The sequence below is a fragment of the Bifidobacterium callitrichos DSM 23973 genome (assembly GCF_000741175.1).
Lineage (GTDB): Bacteria > Actinomycetota > Actinomycetes > Actinomycetales > Bifidobacteriaceae > Bifidobacterium > Bifidobacterium callitrichos.
Window position 1 is genome coordinate 29,630 of sequence record NZ_JGYS01000005.1, and the last position, 23,705, is coordinate 53,334.

A 23,705-nucleotide genomic window follows, 5' to 3' on the forward strand; every position below is an offset into this window, starting at 1 on the left:
ACGCACCGATGCGGTCGTTCAACGATTCCCGTGATGTTCCCCGGTCGAAGGGCCATGCGCCCTCGGCCGGGGAACATGCATATCGCCGTGCGGCGTTCCATGCCCTGCTGATCGTCGCCATCATCGCCGCATGCGCGCTCTCCGTGATGTTCGGAGCCCGCCCCGTGGGACTCGACGACGTGATCCGCGCGTTCTCCGACACAAGTGCGGACGACATCGCCGCCGAGGCGATCCAGCTGCGTGTGCCTCGTACCGTTCTGGGGCTGCTGGTCGGTGCCGCTCTGGGCGTGGCCGGCGCGCTCATGCAGGGCGTGATGCGCAATCCGCTCGCCGATCCCTCCATCCTCGGACTCAACTCCGGCGCAGCGTTCGCGATCGTCTGCTCGATCGCCTTCGCCGGGCTGTCCACGCCCCGCCAGTACATCTGGGTGGCCCTGCTGGGCGCCTCCCTCACCGCGGTGCTGGTCTGGCTGGTCGGCTCGGTGGGGCGTTCCGGACCGACCCCTCTGAAGCTGACTCTGGCGGGAGCCGTCATCAGCTCCGCCCTGGCCTCGCTCACCTCGGCCATCCTGCTGCCGCGCGTCGACGTGATCAGCACCTACCGCTTCTGGCAGGTGGGCGGCCTGTCCGGAGGCCGTTTCGAACTCATGGCGCCGATCCTGCCGCTGTTCGCGATCGGATTCGTCCTCGTTCTCTGGAGCGCACGGCATCTCAACGCGCTCGCGCTGGGCGATCAGCTGGCCGCCGGACTGGGCGTGAGCATGACGCGCGTGCGCGTGCTGGCATGGGCCGCGGCCGTGCTGCTGAGCGCCTCGTCGACCGCGCTCGCCGGTCCGATCGGCTTCGTGGGACTGGTGGTTCCCCACGCCGCAAGGCTTGTTGTGGGTCCGGACTACCGCCGCATCATCACCGCAAGCATGCTGATGGGACCGTTGCTCATGGTCGCCGCCGACGTCATCGGCCGTGTGGTCACCAGACCGGACGACGTGGAGGTGGGCATCGTCACCGCGTTGATCGGCGCGCCCGTGTTCGTCATGCTGGTGCGCGGCAGCAAGGTCAAGGAGGTGTGACATGAACGACGCCCGATCATTAAATGACACCGCAAACGGCACCGCAAACGGCACCGCGGTCGCCGCGGTCGCCGCGCGCCTCAGGGACCTGCGCCGCCGTCAGCGGATGCGTTCCCTGCTCGTCACCCTCACGCTCGGCATACTCGCCGCGACGCTGTTCGTGGCCGATCTGGCGTTCGGTCACGAGATATATCCCATCGGCGACATTCTGAAGGTGCTCGGCGGCGAGTTCGTGCCGGGTCTGAGCTTCACCATCGGCGAGCTCCGACTGCCAAGGGTGGTCGTCGGCCTGCTGGCAGGGTTCGCGTTCGGCGTCGCCGGCGTGAGCTTCCAGCAGATGCTGCGCAACACGATGGCCAGCCCCGACATCATCGGCATCACCGCGGGAGCGAATCTGACGGCGGTGTTCGCCATCATCGTGCTCGGCTGGTCCGGTCCCTCGCTGTCCGCGGCAGCGGTCGTCGGGGGCATTCTGACGGCGCTGCTGACGGTGCGTCTGGCATGGAGGGGCACCTTCTCCACCGGACGGCTGATCCTCATGGGCATCGGCGTCGCCGCGGCGCTCAACGCCGCGACCTCGTGGATTCTGGTACGCGGCGACCAGTGGAACATCCAGCAGGCGTCCCGCTGGCTGACCGGCTCCCTGGCGTCGTCCGACTGGTCCGACGTCCCCGCGCTGGTCGCCGTGACGGTTCTCGCCGCGGTGCCGTTGATCGCATTGGCCCGTCAGGTGGACGTGATGCGGTTCGGCGACCCGATGGCCCGAGGTCTCGGCGTGCGCGTGGAATCCGTGCAGATGACGGTCATCGTGCTGTCAGTACTGCTGCTGTCCACGGCCACCGCCTCGAGCGGCCCGATCTCGTTCGTCTCGTTCCTCTCCGGACCGCTCGCCATGTGGCTGAACGGCCCTCACAGGCCCGCGATCGTGCAGTCCGGGCTGGTCGGCTCATGCATCGTGCTCGCCGCCGATATCGTGGCCCAGCACATCCCGCCGACGCAACTGCCGGTGGGCGTGGTCACCAGCATCATCGCAGGCCCGATCCTCATCCTTCTCATCATCAGACTGTCCAGAAAGCAGGTGCTCGCATGACGGGCCACTCCCCCCAACCCCCGACCTCCCACACGCTGGCCGCCCGTCACGTGACGCTCGCCTACGAGCGGCGCGAGATCGTGCACGATCTGGATCTGGACATCACGCCGGGGACCGTCGGAGCGATCATCGGCGCCAACGGCTGCGGCAAGTCCACGCTGCTCAAGGCGCTCGCCCGCCTGCTCACGCCCACCCACGGCGCAGTGACGCTCGATGGCAAGGCCATCAACACGATGCCCACCCGCAAGGTGGCCACCATCGTGGGGCTTCTTCCCCAATCCCCCATGGCGCCGGAGGGCATCACTATCGCCGATCTGGTCTCCCGTGGACGCCACCCGTATCAGGGGATGCTCGGTTCGTGGTCCGACGAGGATGACAGGGCCGTGGCGCATGCGCTGGAGGTGACCGGTCTGGCGGATCTCGCCGACCGACCGGTGGACGAGGTGTCCGGAGGACAGCGCCAGCGCGCGTGGATAGCGCTGGCGCTGGCGCAGCAGACGGACATCCTGCTGCTGGACGAGCCGACCACCTATCTCGACATCGCCTACCAGCTCGAGGTGCTGGATCTGCTGAGCGAGCTCAACGCCACCGAGCACACCACCATCGTGATGGTGCTGCACGATCTCAATCAGGCGGCGCGCTACACGGATTGGATCCTGGCCGTCAAGGACGGGCGTCAGGCGTACTTCGGCACGCCGGACGAGGTGATCAGCGAACGCATGGTGGCCGAGGTGTTCGACACCGACGCGCGCATCATCGCCGACCCCGACACCGGACTGCCGCTGATGCTGCCCGGCACGAGGCACAGCCTGGCCCGTCTGCGCGGCGACTCGCACGGGGAACATGCGCAGACGGCAACGAACCACGATGACAACCTACTCTAACGACCACCGACTCAAGGAGCCGATATGACCACCACGACTGACGCCAAGCACACGGCATACCCGCCGTTCCGCCCGTTCCTCGCCCATGTGGCCGACGTCACGCCGTTGTCGGCGCATTTCACCCGGATCACCTTCGATGGCCCCGAGCTTGAGCATGTGCGACGCACCGGATACGATCAGCGCATCAAGCTCGTGCTGCCGCTGGAGGACGATCCCCGCTGGGAACGTTCGCCACTGCTCGCCGCCGACTGCGTCGAACGCGGTGCCTGGTGGGACGTCTGGCGGGCGCTGCCCGCCGATCGGCGCAACGTGATCCGCACCTACACGCTGCGCACGACGCCGGACGACGGTCTTGTGTGCATCGAATTCGTCACCCATGAGGGGGCCGGTCCCGCAGGTACCTTCGCCATGACGGCGCGCCCCGGCGACACCGTGGTGCTGGTCGCGCCCGATGATCGCGCCGAGACATACGGCGGCGGCATCGACTTCCACCCCGGCGTGGCGGGCAACGTGCTGCTGGTGGGCGACGAGACGGCTACGCCCGCCATCCTCGGCATCATCGGCTCGCTGGCCGGAACGCCGTGGGACGGCTCGATCACCGCGCTGCTGGAGGTGCCCGAAAGCGGCGATGTCATCGCCGCGCCCGAATGCGAGCGGCTCGACATCAAATGGCTGCCCCGAAACGGATCGGCACGCGGCACGCGTCTCGTCCGCGCGGTCGAGGCGTACGCCGACGCGCATCCCCGCTCGTTCGTCACCCGATGGCGCAGAACCGGCGACTCCCCCGCCCCCGCATACACGGAGACCGATGTCGATCGCGAACTGCTGTGGGAGACGACCGGGGACGGACTGCCGAGCATCGGCAGCACCTCGCGACTGGCGACCGGTTCGGACGGCTTCTACGCGTGGGTCGCCGGCGAGGCCGCGGTGGTCAGGGACGTTCGTCGGGTGCTGCTGCGCGATCATGGTCTCGATCGCCGCCGCGCCGCGTTCATGGGCTACTGGCGTGCCGGCAAGAGCGAGATCTGACGGGCGAACGACAACGAAAACAGCCTGATACTGCATGATCCCCGTCTTCCGAATGGAGAACGGGGATCATGCAGTATCAGGCTATAACAGGCTCTCGGGCTTGCGCCCCGAAAACCGTCTCAGTCCTATTCGAACCTATCGAATCAGGCCTCGACCGGAGCGTTGATGTCCTCCGGCAGAGCGGCCTTGGCGGCCTCGACGATCGCCTTGAAGGCGTCGGCGTCGGAGACGGCCAGCTCGGCCAGAGCGCGACGATCCAGCTCGATGCCGGCAAGACGCAGGCCCTGGATGAAGCGGTTGTAGGTGATGCCCTCAGCGCGGACGGCGGCGTTGATGCGCTGGATCCACAGCTTGCGGAAGTCGCCCTTGCGAGCCTTGCGGTCGCGGAAGTTGTAGTTAAAGGAGTGAAGCAGCTGCTCCTTGGCCTTGCGGTACAGACGGGAGCGCTGGCCGCGGTAGCCGGAGGCCCTCTCGAGAACGACGCGACGCTTCTTGTGGGCGTTCACTGCGCGCTTGACACGTGCCATAATCTATTTCCTCAGCTTTCTAAATGTCTTGTCTCGAAACGTCGCTCACTTGGCGAGCATGCGGTTGAGCTTCTTGGCCTGCGCGGTCGGGATGACGGCGTCGGCCTTCAGCTGGCGACGCTTGCGGGCGGACTTGTGCTCAAGGTTGTGGCGCATGGCGGAACCGACCTGCATCAGCTTGCCCGAACCGGTACGACGGACGCGCTTGGAAGCGGCGGAGTTAGTTTTCATCTTCGGCATTGCTGCCCTCCTTGTTGATGTGCTTCTGGTTGGAGGTCGAGGGGGAAAACGCGGTCTTCGCCTCGGCGACGGCCTGAGCCTGCGCGTCCTGCTTGGCGGCCAGACGTGCGGCCTGACGGGCCTGACGCTCGGCGCGGGATTCCGCACCGCGACGACGCTGCTCGGACTGCGTGTGCACCTTCTTGCCCTTGGGCGCAAGCGTCATGATGATGTTGCGGCCCTCCTGCTTCGGCTTGGACTCGATGGTGCCGTATTCCTCCACGTCGGCGGCGAGTCGCTGCAGCAGCTCGACGCCACCGATCGGACGGGACTGTTCACGGCCACGCAGCATGATGGTGACCTTGACCTTGTCTCCGCCGTTGAGGAAGCGGACCACATGCCCCTTCTTCACTTCGAAGTCATGGTCGTCGATCTTGAGGCGGAAACGAATCTCCTTGATCTCGGCCGTGTTCTGGTTGCGGCGAGCCTCACGAGCCTTGATCTTCTCGTTGTACTTGAACTTGCCGTAATCGATGAGCTTGGCGACCGGAGGCTTCGCGTTGGGCGCCACCTCGACGAGATCGAGGTTCGCTTCCTTCGCCAGGTTGAGGGCGACCGAGGTCGCGATGACTCCCACCTGTTCGCCGTTCGGGCCGATCAGGCGCACCTGCGAGACGCGAATCTCGTCGTTAATGCGTGGTTCGTCGCTGATGATGACTCCAATCCTCAAATTTCCTCTACGGGACCGGGACTCACTTGGACGTCGTTCATCGCTTCGGTTTCATGGCAGGCCAATGTGCGCCTTGTGGCGCTGTGTTGCAACTTCCGCGCATACGCGCTGTGGTATATCCTCCCGCATGCGAGAATGCATGGGCATGTCACTGCCGTCGGAAGGAAGGCCACTGCCTTGAACCCGAAACCGTGAAAGGCTTCCAGGTGGGGTTGCCCCGCTTTCTTGATTTCTCAAGCCGAATGGTTACTATACCACACCCATCGACTAGGGCGTGTCGCCCCCGTTTCGCGCACGGCGACGCGCCGCCGTGCGCGGCTCACTATGGCTCACTGCGACTCACTGCACCGCGCGCAGCAGTCCTCCGATCCCCTCCTTCTCGAGGATCTCGCGGTATGGCCCGGCCTGTTCGGCGATGAGCTGGTCGATGGCGCGCATGCCGAGCAGCTCGACCGGCGCATGGTCGTCGGTGAGGATCAGCGATTCGTCGTCCGTGCCGATCCGCGGATCCCTGACAGGGGTCATCCTGCCGCCCACCTCGTCCATGTATGCGGCGAGCTCGCCGTCGCCGGTCCGCTCCCGGGTGACGGCACGCAGCGAATCGGCCGTCGTGTCGCGTCTCATGGTGGAGGTGAACGGTTCGGAGACGGTGGCGATGCGACCGGTGGCGCGCCACGCGTCGTCGCACCCGTCGTAGCGGGCCGTCTCGTCGGCGGTGGGCGCCTTGGCGAACAGCTCGCGGTTGGTGGTGCCGGGCACGTCGGCGGTGTATGTGGTGCCGATGCGGCACGCCCCGTTGAACACGTTGGCGATGGTGGTCTGCAGCGCCTCGTTGATGGATCCTTCGCCGTCGGAGATCATGTTCATGTTGACGACCATGACTCCCCCGGGATTCAGGTGCCGGCGCACCATCGAGAAGAACTCGTCGGAGCTCATCTGGAACGGGATGGTGATGTCCTGATACGCGTCGACCATGATCACGTCGTAGGTGTCGTGGGATGCGGCCAGCCATGCGCGCCCGTCGTAGGTGGAGACCGGCACGTCGTCCGGCTCGTCGAAGTATCTCACCGCCAGATCGGTGATCTTCTGGTCGATCTCGACGCCGGTGACGCTCATCTTCGGATAGTAGCGCCTGAGCTGCCTCGCGTAGGTGCCGGTGCCCATGCCGAGGATCAGGGCGCTCCTCGCATGATCGGCGAGCGCGGGGGCCGCGAGCGCGGTGTCGTAGTACATGCCGGTCAGCCCCTGGTCCTTCATCGTGACGGACTGGACGCCGAAGAGCACGTTGGTCGACAGGATCGTACGGTCGGAGAGGTTCTTGACCTGCAGGTAGTTGTAGATGGACTCGCCCTCGTAGGCGAGGGTGGCGTGGTTCTCCCAGAAGGCGAATCCGGTCAGCGGCGAGAGCACGGAGCTGATGGCGAAGACCACGGCCGAGACGGCGCAGGCGACGACCTTCGCCTTCATCGAGATGAAGTAGATGAGCGGGATCGCCAGCAGCGCGCCGGAGAACAGCAGGAACGTGACGAACGTGCCGGCCGCGGGGATCGTGACGAACGTGGGCAGGAACGTGCCGAGGATCGAGCCGATCGTGTTGCATGCGGACAGGCGTCCGACGACGGAGGCGTTGTCGTCGAGCGAGTCGGTGGCGAACTTGTTGAGGCCGGCGGTGACGGTGCCGAGCAGGAAGAGCGGCGGCACGAAGACGATCATGCAGGAGACGAACGCGGCGATGACGAGGAAGTTCGTCGAGACGGTGACGATGAGCAGGCCGGAGATCAGGAGGATCACGAACTTGCCGACGAGCGGGATCAGCGAGATCCATACGGCGGCCGCCATGATCCTCAGGTAGAGCTTGTCCGGGTCGGGGTCGCGGTCGGCCCATCTGCCGCCGAACACGGCGCCCAGGGCGAGGGCGATCATGATCGTGCCGATGATGATGGTCCATACGATCTGCGAACTGGAGAAGTAGGGGGCCAGGAGTCTGGAGGCGCCGAGCTCGGCGGCCATCACCGCCATGCCGGAGAAGAACTCGGTGACGTACAGGAAGGTCTTGGACTTGAGGATCGGCCGGTCGCTCGCCGCTGTTTTCACTGCCATGGCAGTCAACGGTATTACAGTGCTGGTACACGACCGGTTGGCGCACGGCGTAGACTTGTCGCTCATGGATGACACGACCTTGGACGACACGAACGACTCGGACGAGAGGACGGACGGCACGCGCATGGAGTCGCTTCCCCAGTGCGTGGTGTTCGCCGCCGGCGAATACTATGCGGTCGACGCCAATCGTGCGAATGCGGTCGAGGTGCCGGATGGCGCGTTCGTCGTCGCGGCGGACGGCGGACTGGACCACGCCCGCGCGCTCGGTGTCGCGCCGGATGTGGTAGTGGGCGATTTCGATTCGCTTCAAGGCGATCGGCCGGCCTGCGGCGAGCACACGATCGCGCTGCCGCCGCAGAAGGACGACCCGGATCTGCTCAGCGCCCTGAAGATCGGCTGGGCGCACGGATGCCGTACGTTCCATGTCTACGGCGCGCTGGGCGGGCGCATCGACCATACGCTGTCGGCGATCAGGCTGACGGCGCTTGTCGCGCGCCACGGCGGCGTCGCCTTTCTGCACGGCGACGGGACGATCGTCACGGCGATCCGCGACGGGCGCCTCGACTGGCCGGCGTTCGACGCGACGCCGGGACGCATGGTGTCGGTGTTCTCGCACACGGACGTCTCGCGCGGCGTGGACGAGCCGGGCCTGAAGTACCGGCTGATGGACGGCGTGCTCGATGCGGATTCGGTGCTGGGGCTGAGCAATGAGTTCCTGCCCTTGACGCCGGCCGCGGTCTCGGTGCGCGAGGGCACGCTGATCGTCACCTATCCGGCCGAGGCGCCCGGCCCGAAGGTGACGCTGCGCCATGCGCCCTCGGGCGATCTGGGCGCCTTGGACACCTCGGTCTCCTCCCTGCTGGCCGGCTAGGGTTCCGCATGGCGGAATGCGGACGGATATGGTCCCGTGACGTCCGGAATGTGAACGCTCACAAAAAAACCTGTGTTTTCGCTGGAAACACCCGGCGAAACGTTGCCTGAAGTACAGGTGAGGCATTACAGTAAGGAATCGTTGGTAAACAATGGTTCCGTGTGCGTCCACGTGCCCGGGGCCTTCCCCAAGGGAGAATTACATGACAGTTAAGATTGGTATCAACGGCTTCGGTCGCATTGGTCGTCTCGCCTTCCGTCGCATCTTCGAGCTCCAGGCTCGCGGCGGCCAGGCTGGTGACATCGAAGTTGCCGCCATCAACGATCTGACCACCCCGGCCACTCTGGCCTACCTGCTGAAGTACGATTCCACCCATGGCACCTTCCGTCATGACGACGGCACCCCGGTCGACGTCAAGTCCACCGAGGACTCCATCGTCGTGGACGGCAAGGAGTACAAGGTCTACGCCGAGAAGGACGCCAACAACATTCCGTGGGTCAAGAACGACGGCGTCGAGTTCGTGCTCGAGTGCACCGGCTTCTACACCTCCGCCGAGAAGTCCCAGGCCCACCTGAACGCCGGCGCCAAGAAGGTCCTGATCTCCGCCCCGGCCAAGGATGACACCACCCCGACCGTCGTCTTCGGCGTGAACCACGACATCCTCAAGGCCTCCGACAACATCGTGTCCGCCGGCTCCTGCACCACCAACTCCATGGCCGCCATGGTCAAGCTGCTGGACGAGAAGTTCGGCATCAAGGCCGGCTTCATGACCACCATCCACGCCTACACCGGCACCCAGATGCTGCTGGACGGCCCGCGTGGCACCAAGACCGGCCGAAACCTGCGCGCCGCCGGCATCAACACGATCGCCCACTCCACCGGTGCCGCCAAGGCCATCGGCAAGGTCGTTCCGTCCGTCAACGGCAAGCTGCAGGGCCACGCCCAGCGCGTCCAGGTCCCGGACGGCTCCGTCACCGAGCTGACCACGGTCCTCAACAAGGAGACCACCGCCGACGAGATCAACGCCGCGTTCAAGGAAGCCTTCGAGAACTGCGAGTTCTACGGCTACAACGACGAGGGCATCGTGTCCTCCGACATCCTGGGCGACACCCACGGTGGCGTCTTCGATCCGACCCAGACCGACGTGAACAACATCGACGGCCTGACCCTCGCCCGCACGGTCTCCTTCTACGACAACGAGTACGGCTTCACCTCCAACATGATCCGTACCCTGCTGTACTTCGCCGAGATCTCCGAGTGAGTCGTCGCAGCATACGCTGCCATGACGTGATCGATTGATCGGTCGAAACCCCCGCCTTGTGCGGGGGTTTTCTCATATGCGTTCGTATACGGGCCGGCGGGAAGCATCTGTCATTTACAAAGGGTATTACTTGAGGTCATGACCAAGAAAAAGAAGCATGAGAAGGGCGCCGGATCCACCCCGGCGACCGTCGAACTGGAACGCGCGGGCGTGGAGTTCACCCCGTACGAATACGAGCATTCCAACGATCACATGGACGACGGCTACGGCGTGGAGGCCGCCACGAAACTCGGGTTCGACGAGCACCAGGTCTTCAAGACCCTGATGGCGGACACCGGGAATGAGCGCGTGGTCGGCGTCGTACCGGTGTCCGGGCACATGGATCTGAAGGCGTTGGCCGCCGCGGTCGGCGCGAAGAAGGCCGCGATGGCCGATCCGAAGATCGCGATGCGCGAATCCGGCTATGTGGTCGGCGGCATCTCCCCGCTCGGACAGAAGACGCGCCACAAAACCGTGCTTGACGAAAGCGCCCTCAAGTACGACGTGATCCTCGTCTCCGGAGGCAAGCGCGGGTTCTCGGTCGGCGTCAACCCGAACGATCTCATCAAGGTCCTCGACGCCGTGGCCGCCCCCATCGGCACCTGGTGATCTACCGCCGAGGGGACCGGCGAAGCTCGGCGGGCAGTACGAAGTGCATGTCCTCGCGCGTGGTCTCCACCGAGGTCGTCTCGGTGTAGCCCTTCGCCTTGAGCGCCGTGATGACTCCGGCGACGTACTCCTCCGGCACCGATGCGCCCGAGGAGATGCCGACCGCCTCGACCCCGTCGAACCATGCGTCGTCGAGGTCTCCGGCGTCGTCGACGCGATGCGCGCGGCCCCGCTGCCCGAGTCCCTCCTGCGCGACCTCGACGAGACGCACCGAGTTCGAGGAGTTCGCCGATCCGACGATCACCACGCAGTCGGACTGCTCGGCGACGACCTTGACGGCCGCCTGACGGTTGGAGGTCGCATAGCAGATGTCCGAGCTGGGCGGCATCTCGATCCACGGGAAGCGTGCCTTGAGCGCCGCGATCGTGTCGGCGGTCTCGTCAACGCTCAGCGTGGTCTGCGTGAGCAGCACGAGTTTCGTGTCCGGTGTGAAATCGAGCGAGGCGACGTCGCCCACATGCTCGATCAGATGCACGTGCTCGGGGCTCTCCCCCACCACGCCTACCGCCTCATCGTGGCCCTTGTGCCCGATGTAGACGATCTCGTAGCCGCCGCGGGCGAACCGCGTCACCTCGCGGTGGACCTTGCCGACCAGCGGGCAGGTGGCGTCCACGACGTTGAGCCCGCGCGCCTTGGCCTCCGCCTTGACCTCGGGGGACACGCCGTGCGCGGAGAAGACCACCGGCACGCCTGCGGTGGCTGCCTCGTCGGGGATCTCGCCGAGCTCCTCGACGAACACCGCGCCCTGGGCGGACAGGTCCTCGACCACATGCCTGTTGTGCACGATCTGCCGGCGCACATACACCGGCGGCAGTCCCGCGCCCGAACCGGCGGTCGCTCCGGCGCCGACACCCCCGCCGGAGCCCTTGAGGATCGTGCGCACGGTGAGGATCGCACGGTCCACGCCAGCGCAGAATCCCCTCGGATCGGCCAGTACGATGCGTTTGCCCATAATCGAAGTCCTCCTCATGTCGTCCAGGCTGATCACGTCCGCTGATCATCCGCTGACAAGCCTAGCAACCGTCGGAAGGGCCCCGGGTCGAAACGCGTGGCGAAACCGTGTGAGAAACATCTCCGCTGCCTGCGCCGCCGATTCGCTGATTCGCCGACTTGCCGATCACCCATATCAAAGACCGCGGCAACGCGGCCTGCCGCCCATCCGAACAGCACGTCACGCATTAGGATGGTAACGGTAACATACCTCTCTCACTATGGAGTGAACCATGAGCAAGACACCGCGCACCGGCAACCAGTATTCCATCCACTACGGCGACTACTCCGCCGTGATCTGCGAGCTCGGCTCGAAGCTGCGCCGCTTCGACTGGCAGGGCGAGGAGATCTTCTGCCCGTTCGGCCCGGACGATCTGACCCCCACCTGCAACGGCTACATCCTCGCGCCGTGGCCGAACCGCATCAAGGATGGCGAATACGACTTCAACGGCAGGCACTACTGCGCGCCGGTCAACGAATGCCACCCCGCGCCGCGCCACAACGCGAACCACGGCTACGCCTACCACTACATGTGGAAGCTCGAATCGCTCACCGACAACGCCGTCACCCAGTCGCTGCGCTTCCCGAACCTCGACGGATACCCGTTCGACGTGACCGTCACCGCCACCTACGAACTCGGCGAGCACGGCATGACCGTGACCGTCTCCGCATTCAACGGCGGCGACGAGCCGGCCCCATGGGCCCTGGGCCTGCACCCGTGGCTGGCGAACGGCAAGCAAGGTGCGACCAGCGAGGAGCGCGACGCCGACTCCGCCGCATGCCGTCTCAAGATCGACGCCAACCAGCATGTGGTCGTCGACGACGGGCTGATCCCGACGGGCGTCGAGCCGGTCGAGGGCGTCACCGACCTGCGCGAGGGCCCGACGCTGGAGGGCCGTTCCTTCGACGATGCATGGCTCGACGTCAACCGCGCCGCCGACGGCACCACGACCACCGTGTTCACCCGCCCCGACGGCATCGAGGTGAAGCTCATCGGAGACGAGACCATCAACGCATGGCAGTGCTACACCGCCACCGGCGCGCCGTTCGTCGAGCACCCGTACGGCGTGGCCGTCGAGCCGATGACCGCCCCGGCCAACGCGTTCCGCTCCGGCGAGCATCTGGTGACGATCAAGCCGGGCGAGACCGTCACCACCGTCGTGCGCTACGAGGTGAGCCGCGCCTGAACGGAGTGCGTACCGCACGCCGACGGCTTGTCTCTCCGACTCGCCTCGCCCCGGTCAGCTCCGCTGACGGCCCGTCCCGCAATTACGGACGCGCTGCGCGCGCAGCTGACTGGCTCGCCTGTCGGCTCGCACGTTGCCTACAAACAGCTCCGCTGTTTGCTTCACGGCAACGTCCCATCAGAGGGGACCAAGGGTGCGGCAGTCCTCGCACTGAGGTGAGGTATCATTGTGAGCGATAACAATACGTCTCATCATCCACGAAGGAGTGTGCTCAAGACCATGGTTCTCAAACCCCGTACCGGCAACCAGTATTCGATTCGCAAGGGCGAGTGGAGCGCCGTCGTCACCGAGCTCGGCGCCAGCCTGCGCGAGCTCAAGTGGCAGGGCGAGGACATCATCGTCCCGTTCGACCCGAACAAGGTCATCCCCTGCTGCAACGGATGGGTGCTCGCACCGTACCCGAACCGCGTGACCGACGGCCAGTACACGTTCGACGGCGAGGACTACCAGATGCCGATCGACGAGTTCGACCGCTCCGCCTCGCTGCACGGCTACGCCTACCGCTACATGTGGCAGCTCGAGGACCTCGGCGAGTCGCATGTCACGCTCTCCTGGCGATCCCCCGATCTGGCCGGCTACCCGTTCGACATTACCGTCACCGCCACCTACGCGCTGGAGGAGGACGGCCTCAACGAGACGTTCACCGTGCACAACAACGACTCCGTCAAGGCGCCGTGGGCGTTCGGCATCCACCCGTGGCTGGCGAACGGCAAGCGCTCCATCGGCGCCGACATCACCCCGGACAACGAGCCGTGCCGTCTGACGATCCCGTGCGACACGCATGTCACCGTCGACGAGCATCTGCTGCCCACCGGCGAGGAGCCGGTGTCCGGCATCTACGATCTGCGCGACAACCCGACGCTCGAGGGCCGCGGGTTCGACGACGCGTGGACCGACATCGTGAACCGCGACGCCGACGGCGGCACGTCCGCGGTGTTCACCCGTCCCGACGGCATCAGGGTCACGCTGACCGGCGACAGGACCATCAACTCGTGGCAGGTGTGCACCGGCAACGAGATCGGCGCCAAGGTCCGCCAGCCCGGCGTGGCCGTCGAGCCGATGACCGCCTACGCCGACGCGTTCCGCACCGGCAAGGATCTGGTCATCCTCGAACCCGGCGACGACTACACGACGCGCGTCACGTTCCGCGCCGATCGCGTCTGACGGGTCTGACGCGCGGGAACACGCGATCATGAATAGTCCGCGAAACGGTTGGGCGGTACTCCACATCAGGAGTACCGCCCAACCGTTTTTCGTCGTTTTCCGCTCTATCCAACATCCCCAATTCGACAGTTGCATTGTTTATCGACATTTGTCGAAGAATGTCTGCTATGATGTCACCGAGACAACAAGCAATACACAGAAACGAAGATCCCGGCGTCTTCGGCCGATGCGGCATTACGAATCAAGGCATTGGAGGTACGGAATGGCAGAGGCATACGCCCGGACGGTTATCGGCGAATCTGACGAAGGGCAATCCGGCAAGCCCATGGACAGGCGGTCGCGCCGCACGCGGGCGATGCTGCAGAATGCATTGGTCAAGCTGCTGGAAACCAAGCCGCTGAACAAGATCTCGGTGATGGAGCTCACCCGTCTCGCGGACGTCAACCGGGCGACGTTCTATGTGCATTACACGGACATCTACGCCCTGTTCGATCAGCTCAAACGCGAGCTCATCGATTCGTACAAGGACATCATCGCCCATCATCGCGGGGAGATCCTCCAGGACGATTACGAACCCCTCATCCATGAGATCTTCGAGTTCGCCGCGGCCAACGAATCCACATCCCTGTTGGTGGTCAGCAAGTCCGGGGACGCGCTCTCCGGCGACCTCATCGACGCCATAGGCGCGTACTGCAACGAGCTCATCGACCCTCTTTCCGCAACGCAGGTGGACCCGGTGGGACCGGCGGTGGACGGGCGGACGGCCGGAGCCGTGCGGGATTATCACTTCGCGTATCTGGCGGCCGGGATCGTCGGCTCGCTCAAGGAATGGTATCGGCGCGGGCGCAGGGAGCCCATCGACCTTGTGGTCAGGATCGCGGCCAACAACACGCATACGATCGGGCTGGCCATGCTTGCTAGGAATATCGGCGCATCGGCCTGCGAATCGGCGGATGCCCAGACGAATCCGGCGCGGCGATGACGGTCGGTAGGTGAATTCACAAGGGAACGGACAACTATCATGCATAACGTGTTGCGCGTCTTCATCCGCGATGTGAAGCGGATCTGCGCGGTGCCCTTCGCCGTGTTCATCGTTCTGGCGTCATGCTTCGTGCCGGGACTGTATGCATGGCTCAACGTCGCGGCGAATCTGGACCCGTACGCGAACACCGGCGACGTGCCGATCGCGGTGGTCAACAACGATGCGGGAACCATGGTGAACGGCTCCGAAATGAATGTGGGCGACCAGACCATGGACGCCCTGAAGGACAACCACGATCTGGGATGGCGCTTCGTGGACGAGTCGGCCGCCGTCAACGGCGTGAAATCCGGCGAATACTATGCGGCCATTGTGATCCCGAAGGATTTCAGTGCGGACCTGACCAGCGTGCTGCAGGGGAAGTTCACGCGGCCCGAACTGTCCTACTATGTCAACGAGAAGGTCAACACGCTTGCGCCGCGTGTGACGCAGTCCGGCGCCGCGGCCCTTGAGCAGCAGATCAACGAATCGTTCGTCTCCACCGTGAGCAAGACCGTCACGAAGACGCTTTCCGAAGAGGCCGGCAAGATGAGCGGCCAGCTCGACGGGACGGCGAACCAGCTGGACGGCAAGTTGAACGAAGCCCAATCCAGTATCACGGCGGCCCGCGGAAAAGTGAATGATGCGCAATCTTCCATCACCGATGCGAGGGCGACGATCGCGAAGGCCCGCCACAACATGACGGGCATCGCCGGTCGCGCCGACGCCCTTTCCGCGAGCGTCAACGACACGGCATCCTCCGTCGACTCCGCACGTACCGGATTGTCGGCGTTCCAGCACTCCATGAATACGACCATCGGACAGGTGCAGTCCGGGGCCGGCTCCCTTAAGGGCCGCATCGACGGCATGGCGGACACCATCAACGGCAATGCGGCGGACATCTCCGGCCGTGTCGACGCCTCGCTGTCCACGCTTGAATCCGCGAACGATGCCCTGGGGGATGCGATCGAGGCGATGGAATCCGACCCGCAGCTCGCAGGCTCGGACGCCCTCGCACAGGCGAAACAGCATCAGCGCGACCTCGCCGCGCAGATCGAAGCGATGAGGCAACTGAACAATGGCATCCCCTCGGCGATGCAGTCGGGCGGCAAGAAGCTCTCCGATTCCCTAGACGCATTGAACGGCAAGACCGACGGGCTTTCCAGCCTGTCCTCGGACGCTTCGAGCAGGATTGATTCCACCCTCACCGCCGTCTCCACCCAGCTCGTCGGACTGTCCGGAACCGTGGGCGGAACGGCCGAATCGATCGACCGCATCGACGCCGATCTCGCCCAGCTCGACACGACCCTCGAATCGGCATCCAAGGTGATGGGGCAGACGGGCAAGGCCCTCGATCGCGTGAGCGCATCGGTGCAACGCACGCAGGCCGATTTCGCCGTCCTCCGTGCGAGCGACGCGTGGGCCGGTGTCAAGGGCCTCGCGCACGTGGATGCCGATCAGGTGTCCTCGTTCCTTGCCTCCCCGGTCGGTCTGGAGACCCGCGAGTACTATCCGATGAAGAACTACGGCACCGCCATCGCCCCGTTCTTCACGAACCTCGCATGCTGGGCGGGCGCGTTTGTGGCGCTTACCCTCATACGTAATGACGCCGATTCGGAAGGCGTCGACGCGCTCACGCCCAAGCAGGCGTTCCTTGGACGATGGCTGCTGCTCATGGTCGTGGCGGTGATGCAGGGCATCGTCATCGCATCGGGCAACCTCGTCATCGGCATCCAGTGCAACGTGCCATGGGCGTACTATCTGGGCACCATCGTATGCTCGATGACCTACGTATCGATCGCCTACAGCTTGGTCATGATGTTCCGGCACATCGGCATGGCATTGAGCGTGATCTTCCTGATACTGCAGGTACCGGGCGCAGGAGGCATGTACCCGATCGAGATGATGCCCCACTTCTACCGACTGCTGTACCCGATACTGCCGTTCACCTACGGCGTCGAGGCGCTCCGTGAGACGATCGGCGGCTTCTACGGCACGGACTTCTGGACACGCATCTGGCAGACCTCCACGTTCGCCGTGATGTTCCTGCTCGTGGCGATGCTGTGCCGCCCGGCGCTCGCCAACCTCAACGACCTGTTCAACAGGGAACTGGAGCAGACCGATCTGGTCAATGCGCAGCGCATGGAGATCGTCGTATCCGAACGCAACGCCATGATTACCGTGCGCAAGATGCTCGCCGACCCGACATGGGGCGCAGGCATAAGGCGCAGGGCGGAGAAGTTCGAGCGCCTGTACCCGCATCTGGTGCGCATCGGATTCCACCTCATCTGGATCATCCCCGTCGTGTTCCTCATCGCCATGATGATCGTCGGACCGAGCATCGGATTCCTCGTGGCCTGGCTGGCGATGGTGATCGTGGTGGACGTCGCGCTGATCATCCTCGAATACATCCACCTCCACCTGCCGCGGCAGGCGCATGACAGCACGATGAGCGCCGAAAGCCTGCTGCGCTCCGTCGTGGCCGCAGGTGATGTCAACAACAATGGAAAGGACGGCCGCTGATGAAGAACGTATGGACCATATTCCGCACCGATATGCTGCACATCCGCAGCAGCGTGATCGCACTCATCATCGCCATCGGCCTGATCCTCATGCCGTCGTTCTACGCATGGTTCAACATCTACGCCAACTGGGACCCCTACGACAGCACCGGCGACATGAAGGTCGCGGTCGCCAACTCGGACAAGGGCTATCAGGGCGACCTGCTGCCGGCGAAGGTCAACATGGGCGATCAGGTCTCCAACGCCCTCAGGGCAAACGACAGCCTCGACTGGACGTTCGTGAACGAGGATAAGGCCAAAAGCGGCGTGGAATCAGGCGAATACTACGCGGCCATCGTGATTCCCGAGGACTTCAGCACGGACCTGTTCTCCCTGCTGAACGAAGGGACCGCGGATTCCGGGAAGACGGACAAGACCAAGGCGAGGCAGGCGCAGCTCGTCTACTACTCCAACCCCAAGAAGAACCCCATCGGCTCCACCGTCACCGATCAGGGCGCATCCACAGTACGCCAGCAGATCAGCGACACCCTCACCTCGTCCGTCGCCCAGACCGCAGCCGGCACGCTTGATTCCGTGGCCTCCTATCTCGACACGGACCAGAGCGCACGATCCATCAGCGCATTAAGCGCCAATCTGCGGCGGCAATCGGCAGACCTCTCCGATGCGGCCGACCTCGCTTCGAGCTACGCGGGCCTCGCCGATTCCGCGGCATCCCTGCTCGACGCATCCGGCAAATCGATGGAACGGACGAAGCGGTCGCTGCAATCCTCCACCGTCGACATGGACGGCATCACCGGCAAGCTCGGAGACGCATCCACGTCGATCGACCGCGTCAACGCGAACATGGCCGATGGACTCGATTCCGCGGCGAACGCCTTCGACAACGTCGGCGATAACGCCGAGGAGGCGCTGGGCAAACCCGCCGCGGGATCCGCCAACACCGCGGCGGCCCTGCGCGCGATCTCCACGAACCGCATCAGGCCGATGATCGCAAGCCTGACCCAGTACCGCAACACGCTGGTCTCCATCCGGGAGACGCTGCACACGGAACCGGCCAAGGCCGCGATCGACCGGGCCATCGCCGACGTGGACCGCACCCTCAAGCGTCTCAATGCCACCGATACGAAGATCAATGACGCCGCGGACCAGGCAGAAGCCAAGGGACAGGCGATCAACGACTCGGGCAAGGACATCGCCGCGCAGGCGCAGGCCAGCGCGCAGTCGATCCGCGACCTGAACAAGTCGTATCAGGACAACGTCGTCGCCACCCTCTCCGGCGTGACCGACTCCGCCAAGCGGACCGGGACGGACGCCAAGGCGCTGGTCGACGAGACCACCTCCGCGCTCGCCGACGTGACCGGGCGAACCGACGGCAGCGGCTCGGCCGGAGCGCTGACCAATATCAAGGAGCTGACGGCCAACATCGACACGGCGCATGACACGCTGCTCGAGCAATCGAAGAAACTCGGCGAGACCGCCGACAAGCTGGACGAGGCCATGGCCTCCGGTGGCGTGGAGGAGGTACGCAAACTGCTCTCCCAACCCACGGACACCATCGCCCTGGCCATGACCACGCCCGTGACGACGAAGCGTATAGCCGTGTACCCGATCGCGAACAACGGCTCCGCGATGACCCCGTTCTACACACTGCTGGCCATCTGGGTCGGCGCGATGTTCCTGAGCATCATCCTCAAGGCGAACGTGTCGGACAGGATCTCCGCGGCCCTGGACCGTCCGAGGCCATGGCAGCTGTATCTGGGCCGCGGCCTGACCTTCGTCGCGTTCTCGCTGGCGCAGACCACCGTGCTGGGACTCGGCGACCTGCTGTACCTGCGCGCGCAGGCGACGGACCCGCTCCTGTTCATGCTGTGCCTGTGGTGGTCGTCGCTGGTGAGTTCGATGCTCGTTTACACGCTGGCGGCCGTATTCAACACCGTCGGCAAGGCGATCTGCGCCGCGCTCATGGTCTCGCAGATCGCCGGCATCGGCGGCACGTTCCCGGTGGAGATGCTCCCAGGCGTGTTCAGACAGCTGTACCCTTATCTGCCGTTTTCGCATGGCATCACCGCGCTGCGGGAGGCCGTCGGAGGATTCTACGGCAACGTCTACTGGGAGCAGATGGGCCGCATGGGCATCTATCTCGTGGTCGCCCTGCTCATCGGCTTCACGCTGTACACGCCGGTGACCCGCGCCATGGCGAAGACCAGCACCCTCATCTCCAGCACGATGGCGATGAACTGAGATGCGACCGAACAGGAAGAACGAAAAGGAAAACCCGCCGAACCGTGAGGTTCAGGCGGGTTTTCATATGTCTTGCGACAGGATCGATCAGGTGTTCGGGCGCTTGCCGTGGTTGGCGGCCTTCTTACGACGATCCCTGCGCTTACGTCCGCGCATGCCCATGATTGGACTCCTTTTTTCTAGAAAAATAAGCCTTCGGAATTATGCCACAACACGCAGACGTTCTCAACCGCGCGTCTCACCGGACGTTGCCGGCGGGACATGCACCGTTCACCCGTGGCGCAGATAGGCCCGCAGCGATGTCAAATCGATGACAGACAGTTGGAACCGAACATGACCTTGAGTTCGGCGAACAACGACGTCTCCTTTCTGACGCGGAATCGGTCGCCGAAGGTAAGAACCTCCGCATTGCCTGCAGCGTCGAGCAGAGCAAGCTTTACCTCGCTGAGTCCAGGGTGGTCGACGAGTATCTGCCTGAGTCTGGTCATATTGGCTCGAGTCGCTGATGAACTCGGCAGGAGAATGACGAGCGGCTTCCCATCCCGATCCTCCGTATCAGGTACGCGCATCCCCGTCACTCTGATCGTGGTGGTTTCATCACGTCGATCCACACGTCCCCGAATCTGTACGATTTGATCGACGCAAAGCTGCGCAGCGCATGTCTCGTATATCTTGCAGAAGAACAGGCATTGGATGGAGCTTTCCAGATCCTCGATGGTGACGATCGCCCACGCGTTGCCCTTCTTGGAGACGCGGCGGTCCACGTTGGTGACGAGTCCGGCGAGGGTGACCTGCTGGCCGTCGCCCATGGTGCGAGCACGGTCGATGAGGTGCGCGATCGACATCTCACGCAGACCCGCCAGCACGGCGGACATGCCGGAAAGCGGATGGTCGGAGACGTACAGGCCGAGCATCTCGCGTTCGAAGTTGAGCTTGGTCTTCTTGTCCCACTCCTCCACGTCGGGCACGGTGATGGACGCGTCGCCCATCGCCTCGGCGCCACCGTCCTCGTCATCGGAGAACAGGTCGAACTGGCCCTCGGCCTGCTTGCGCTTGAGGCTGACGACCGAATCGATCGCGGCTTCGTGGATCTCGTAGAGCGCTCGCCGGTTGGGGTCGATGGAATCGAACGCACCCGCCTTGATCAACGACTCCACCAGACGCTTGTTCAACGCGGTCAACGGCACGCGACGAATGAAGTCCATGAAGTTCACATACCGACCATGACCCCCCGAACGCTCCGCGATGATATCCGCCACCGGCTTCTCACCCACGTTGCGGATCGCCCCCAAGCCGAAACGCACCACGTCACCCACGGCCGAATACGCGAACTGCGACTCGTTGACATCCGGCGACAGCACCTGGATGCCCATGCGCCGCGCCTCACCCAGGTACAACGCGGTCTTGTCCTTGCTGCCCTTCGTACCCTGCAGGAGGGCCGCCATGAACTCCACCGGATAATGCGTCTTCAAATACGCGGTCCAATACGAGATCAAACCATACGCGGCCGAATGCGCCTTGTTGAACGCATACCCCGAGAACGGGACCAGCACGTCCCACACGGCCTGCGACGCCTCCTCCGAATAGCCGTGCTCCTTCATGCCCGCGAAGAACGGGATCTTCTCCTTGGCCAGCACCTCCGGCTTCTTCTTGCCCATCGCACGCCGCAGCACATCGGCCTTGCCCAGCGAATAGCCCGCCAGGATACGCGCCGCCGACTGCACCTGCTCCTGGTAGATGATCAGACCATACGTCTCGTCAAGCACCTGACGAAGCGGCTCATCCAGCTCCGGGTGGATCGGCGTGATCCTCTGCAACCCGTTCTTGCGCTTGGCGTAGTTGATATGCGACTCCATCGACATCGGACCCGGACGATACAGCGCGATCAAAGCCGAGATGTCGTTGAAGTTATCCGGCTTCAGCATCTTGAGCAGACTGCGCATGCCATCGGAATCCAACTGGAACACGCCCAGCGTGTCACCACGCGACAACAGCTCGTACGTCGCCCTGTCATCCAACGGGATCCTCGTGTAGTCGATCGCCGGCTTGCCGTTCGCCTCGATGTTCCGAAGCGTATCCTGGATGATCGTCAGGTTGGACAACCCCAGGAAGTCCATCTTCACCAGCCCCAGCGTCTCGCACGTGTGATACTCGAACGTGGTCGTCACCGTACCATCCGTACGCTCCAACAACGGGGACGTATCCGTGATCGGCTCACTACCCATGATCGTCGCACACGCATGCACACCCGTCTGACGAATCAGACCCTCGATCGTCTTCGCCTTGTCGACGACCATGTGCACGTCATGATCCGACTCGTAGAGCTCACGGAACTCACGCGCCTCCGCATACCGCTTCGACGTCGAATCGAAAATATCGTGCAGGCTGATATCATTGCCACCGGTCTCCGCCGGCGGCAATGCTTTGGTGATTCTGTCGCCCATCGCGAACTCGTAGCCCATGATGCGCGCCGAATCCTTCAACGCCTGCTTCGTCTTGATGGTGCCATAGGTCACGCACTGGGCGACTTTATCACGCCCGTATTTATCAGCAACATAGTCGAGGACACGCAGGCGCCTTCCGGGTCGAAGTCCACATCGATATCCGGCAGACTCACACGCTCCGGATTCAGGAACCTCTCGAAGATCAGGCCATGCTTCAACGGATCCAGCTCGGTGATACCCATCGCATACGCCACCATCGAACCCGCAGCCGAACCACGACCCGGCCCCACCATGATCCCGTGATCCTTCGCCCACTGAATATAGTCCGCCACCACCAGGAAGTAACCGCAGAACTGCATCTGACAGATCACGCCGCACTCGTAATCCGCCTGACGAAGGACATCCAGCGGAGGATGGCCGTCGTAGCGTCTCTCCAGACCACGCTCCACCTCCTTAAGGAACAGCGAGGTCTCGTCCCACTCCTCCGGGCAGTCGAACTGCGGCATGAACGCGCCGTCCTCATGATCATCGAAGATCACGTTGCAGCGTTCCGCCACCTCCAACGTGTTGTCACACGCCTCGGGAAACTCCCGGAACAGCTCGCGCATCTCCTCGGCCGGCTTGATGTAATAGCCCGTACCATCGAACTTGAACCGGTTCGGATCATCCAGATGCGACCCCGAGTTGATACACAACATCGCATCCTGCGCCTCCGCATCCTCCGCATGCACGTAATGCGAATCGTTCGTCGCCAGCAACGGCGCATCAAGCTTCCTCGCGATCGTCAGCAGACCGGACTGCACACGATCCTCCGCATCGAGGCCGTGTCGCATCAGCTCGATGTAGAAATTGTCCCGCCCGAAGATGTCCTGGAACTCCCCCGCCGCACGCAACGCCTCATCAAACTGCCCCAAACGAAGCCTCGTCTGGATGATGCCCGACGGACAGCCCGACGACGCGATCACACCCTTCGAATAGGTCGAAAGCACATCATTGTCCATACGAGGGTATTTCGACACCCGTCCCTCAAGATTGGCCACGGATGACGCCTTGATGAGATTCGACAACCCCTCGTTGCTGCTTGCCCACATCGTCAGATGCGTATACCAGCCGCCGCCGGAGACGTCGTCACCCCGCTGCGCCTCGGTGCCCCAGTGCACACGCGACTTGTCCTGGCGCGCCGTCTCCGGCGTCACATACGCCTCAATCCCGATGATCGGCTTGACGCCGTTGGCCACGCAGTCCGCGTACATCTCATACGCGCCGTGCATGTTGCCGTGGTCCGTGATGCCGACCGCCGGCATGCCCAGTGCCCGGACCTGATCCGCAAGGGCCGGAATTTTCGACGCCCCGTCGAGCAGCGAGTAATGCGTGTGATTATGCAAATGCACGAAATTGCCATTTCCGTTCATATGCGGGACGATACGATGCAATTCCCCGGATAGGTAGAAAACTACCTGTCGAATTCCGACGTATATAGATTCGATATCAACATCCCATATGCGTCACGGAGGGCAGATTGATGAGTATAAAGCTTGAATGGACCACCGATATCGATGATGATTCACCGTACGTACGGAATCAAATGTG

18 protein-coding genes and 1 pseudogene are annotated in these 23,705 nt (G+C 63.8%); 12 read left to right on the forward strand and 7 right to left on the reverse strand.

From position 1 onward, the window contains the following. The first annotated feature begins 8 nt into the window (after positions 1–8). The 4 genes from BCAL_RS03385 to BCAL_RS03400 are packed head-to-tail and all read left to right on the forward strand — an operon-like array spanning position 9 to position 4,073. On the forward strand, positions 9–1,070 hold the full coding sequence (locus BCAL_RS03385) for a FecCD family ABC transporter permease (RefSeq protein ID WP_081887221.1): 1,062 nt from the start codon (positions 9–11) through the stop codon (positions 1,068–1,070). A gap of 1 nt (position 1,071) precedes the next feature. Further along, positions 1,072–2,160 carry a FecCD family ABC transporter permease gene (locus tag BCAL_RS03390; protein ID WP_043164312.1) on the forward strand — a complete coding sequence of 363 codons (1,089 nt, stop codon included), beginning with the start codon at positions 1,072–1,074 and terminating at the stop codon, positions 2,158–2,160. Then, complete coding sequence (locus BCAL_RS03395; protein WP_043164314.1) at positions 2,157–3,044, forward strand: ABC transporter ATP-binding protein; 888 nt, start codon at positions 2,157–2,159, stop codon at positions 3,042–3,044. Before BCAL_RS03390 ends, BCAL_RS03395 begins: the two co-directional genes overlap by 4 nt. 24 nt (positions 3,045–3,068) lie before the next feature. Further along, positions 3,069–4,073 carry a siderophore-interacting protein gene (locus BCAL_RS03400; protein ID WP_043164316.1) on the forward strand — a complete coding sequence of 335 codons (1,005 nt, stop codon included), beginning with the start codon at positions 3,069–3,071 and terminating at the stop codon, positions 4,071–4,073. Between the two features lie 143 nt (positions 4,074–4,216). On the opposite strand, the gene rplT is transcribed toward BCAL_RS03400, so the two are convergent. The 4 genes from rplT to BCAL_RS03420 form a co-directional block, all read right to left on the reverse strand. Next, positions 4,217–4,600, reverse strand: coding sequence for a 50S ribosomal protein L20 (rplT, locus tag BCAL_RS03405; RefSeq protein ID WP_043164318.1), 384 nt, complete (start codon positions 4,598–4,600; stop codon positions 4,217–4,219). 45 nt (positions 4,601–4,645) lie between these two features. Next, positions 4,646–4,840, reverse strand: a complete 195-nt coding sequence (gene rpmI, locus BCAL_RS03410) for a 50S ribosomal protein L35 (protein ID WP_043164320.1) — start codon at positions 4,838–4,840, stop codon at positions 4,646–4,648. After that, on the reverse strand, positions 4,821–5,549 hold the full coding sequence (gene infC / locus BCAL_RS03415) for a translation initiation factor IF-3 (RefSeq protein ID WP_052118992.1): 729 nt from the start codon (positions 5,547–5,549) through the stop codon (positions 4,821–4,823). Before infC ends, rpmI begins: the two co-directional genes overlap by 20 nt. Positions 5,550–5,888: 339 nt before the next feature. Next, on the reverse strand, positions 5,889–7,649 hold the full coding sequence (locus tag BCAL_RS03420) for a spermidine synthase (protein ID WP_043164322.1): 1,761 nt from the start codon (positions 7,647–7,649) through the stop codon (positions 5,889–5,891). Positions 7,650–7,773: 124 nt separating this feature from the next. Between BCAL_RS03420 and BCAL_RS03425 the strand changes: the two genes are divergently transcribed. The 3 genes from BCAL_RS03425 (at position 7,774) to ybaK (ending at position 10,429) form a co-directional block, all read left to right on the forward strand. Further along, complete coding sequence (locus BCAL_RS03425; protein ID WP_043164432.1) at positions 7,774–8,520, forward strand: thiamine diphosphokinase; 747 nt, start codon at positions 7,774–7,776, stop codon at positions 8,518–8,520. Positions 8,521–8,722: 202 nt separating this feature from the next. Next, the gene (gap, locus tag BCAL_RS03430; protein ID WP_043164324.1) at positions 8,723–9,781 is read left to right on the forward strand and encodes a type I glyceraldehyde-3-phosphate dehydrogenase; all 1,059 of its coding nucleotides are present in this window, start codon (positions 8,723–8,725) and stop codon (positions 9,779–9,781) included. Between the two features lie 138 nt (positions 9,782–9,919). Next, a complete protein-coding gene (gene ybaK, locus BCAL_RS03435) occupies positions 9,920–10,429 on the forward strand; it encodes a Cys-tRNA(Pro) deacylase (RefSeq protein WP_043164326.1) in 510 nt (169 codons plus the stop codon). A gap of 1 nt (position 10,430) precedes the next feature. Here ybaK and BCAL_RS03440 read toward each other — a convergent pair whose 3' ends face one another. Beyond that, the gene (locus tag BCAL_RS03440; RefSeq protein ID WP_274518243.1) at positions 10,431–11,459 is read right to left on the reverse strand and encodes a 4-hydroxy-3-methylbut-2-enyl diphosphate reductase; all 1,029 of its coding nucleotides are present in this window, start codon (positions 11,457–11,459) and stop codon (positions 10,431–10,433) included. Between the two features lie 253 nt (positions 11,460–11,712). On the opposite strand from BCAL_RS03440, the gene BCAL_RS03445 reads away from it, so the two are divergent. From BCAL_RS03445 to BCAL_RS03465, 5 genes are all read left to right on the forward strand, one after another. Beyond that, positions 11,713–12,666 (forward strand): aldose 1-epimerase family protein, encoded by a 954-nt coding sequence (locus BCAL_RS03445; RefSeq protein WP_043164329.1) that lies wholly within the window; start codon positions 11,713–11,715, stop codon positions 12,664–12,666. A 279-nt stretch (positions 12,667–12,945) separates the two neighbouring features. Next, positions 12,946–13,890, forward strand: a complete 945-nt coding sequence (locus BCAL_RS03450; protein ID WP_043164434.1) for an aldose 1-epimerase family protein — start codon at positions 12,946–12,948, stop codon at positions 13,888–13,890. A 262-nt stretch (positions 13,891–14,152) separates the two neighbouring features. Further along, positions 14,153–14,872, forward strand: coding sequence for a TetR/AcrR family transcriptional regulator (locus BCAL_RS12140; RefSeq protein ID WP_152600295.1), 720 nt, complete (start codon positions 14,153–14,155; stop codon positions 14,870–14,872). A 39-nt stretch (positions 14,873–14,911) separates the two neighbouring features. Further along, positions 14,912–17,431, forward strand: coding sequence for a YhgE/Pip domain-containing protein (locus tag BCAL_RS03460; protein WP_043164331.1), 2,520 nt, complete (start codon positions 14,912–14,914; stop codon positions 17,429–17,431). Further along, on the forward strand, positions 17,431–19,671 hold the full coding sequence (locus BCAL_RS03465; protein ID WP_043164333.1) for a YhgE/Pip domain-containing protein: 2,241 nt from the start codon (positions 17,431–17,433) through the stop codon (positions 19,669–19,671). The genes BCAL_RS03460 and BCAL_RS03465 overlap by 1 nt, the downstream gene beginning before the upstream one ends. An 87-nt stretch (positions 19,672–19,758) precedes the next feature. Here the strand turns inward: BCAL_RS03465 and BCAL_RS14055 are convergent, their stop codons facing one another. Both BCAL_RS14055 and dnaE read right to left on the reverse strand, forming a co-directional pair. Then, positions 19,759–19,833 (reverse strand): 50S ribosomal protein bL37, encoded by a 75-nt coding sequence (locus tag BCAL_RS14055; RefSeq protein WP_099327425.1) that lies wholly within the window; start codon positions 19,831–19,833, stop codon positions 19,759–19,761. A 140-nt stretch (positions 19,834–19,973) separates the two neighbouring features. After that, positions 19,974–23,527 (reverse strand): annotated as a pseudogene (gene dnaE / locus BCAL_RS03470) (DNA polymerase III subunit alpha). Between the last annotated feature and the right edge of the window lie 178 nt (positions 23,528–23,705).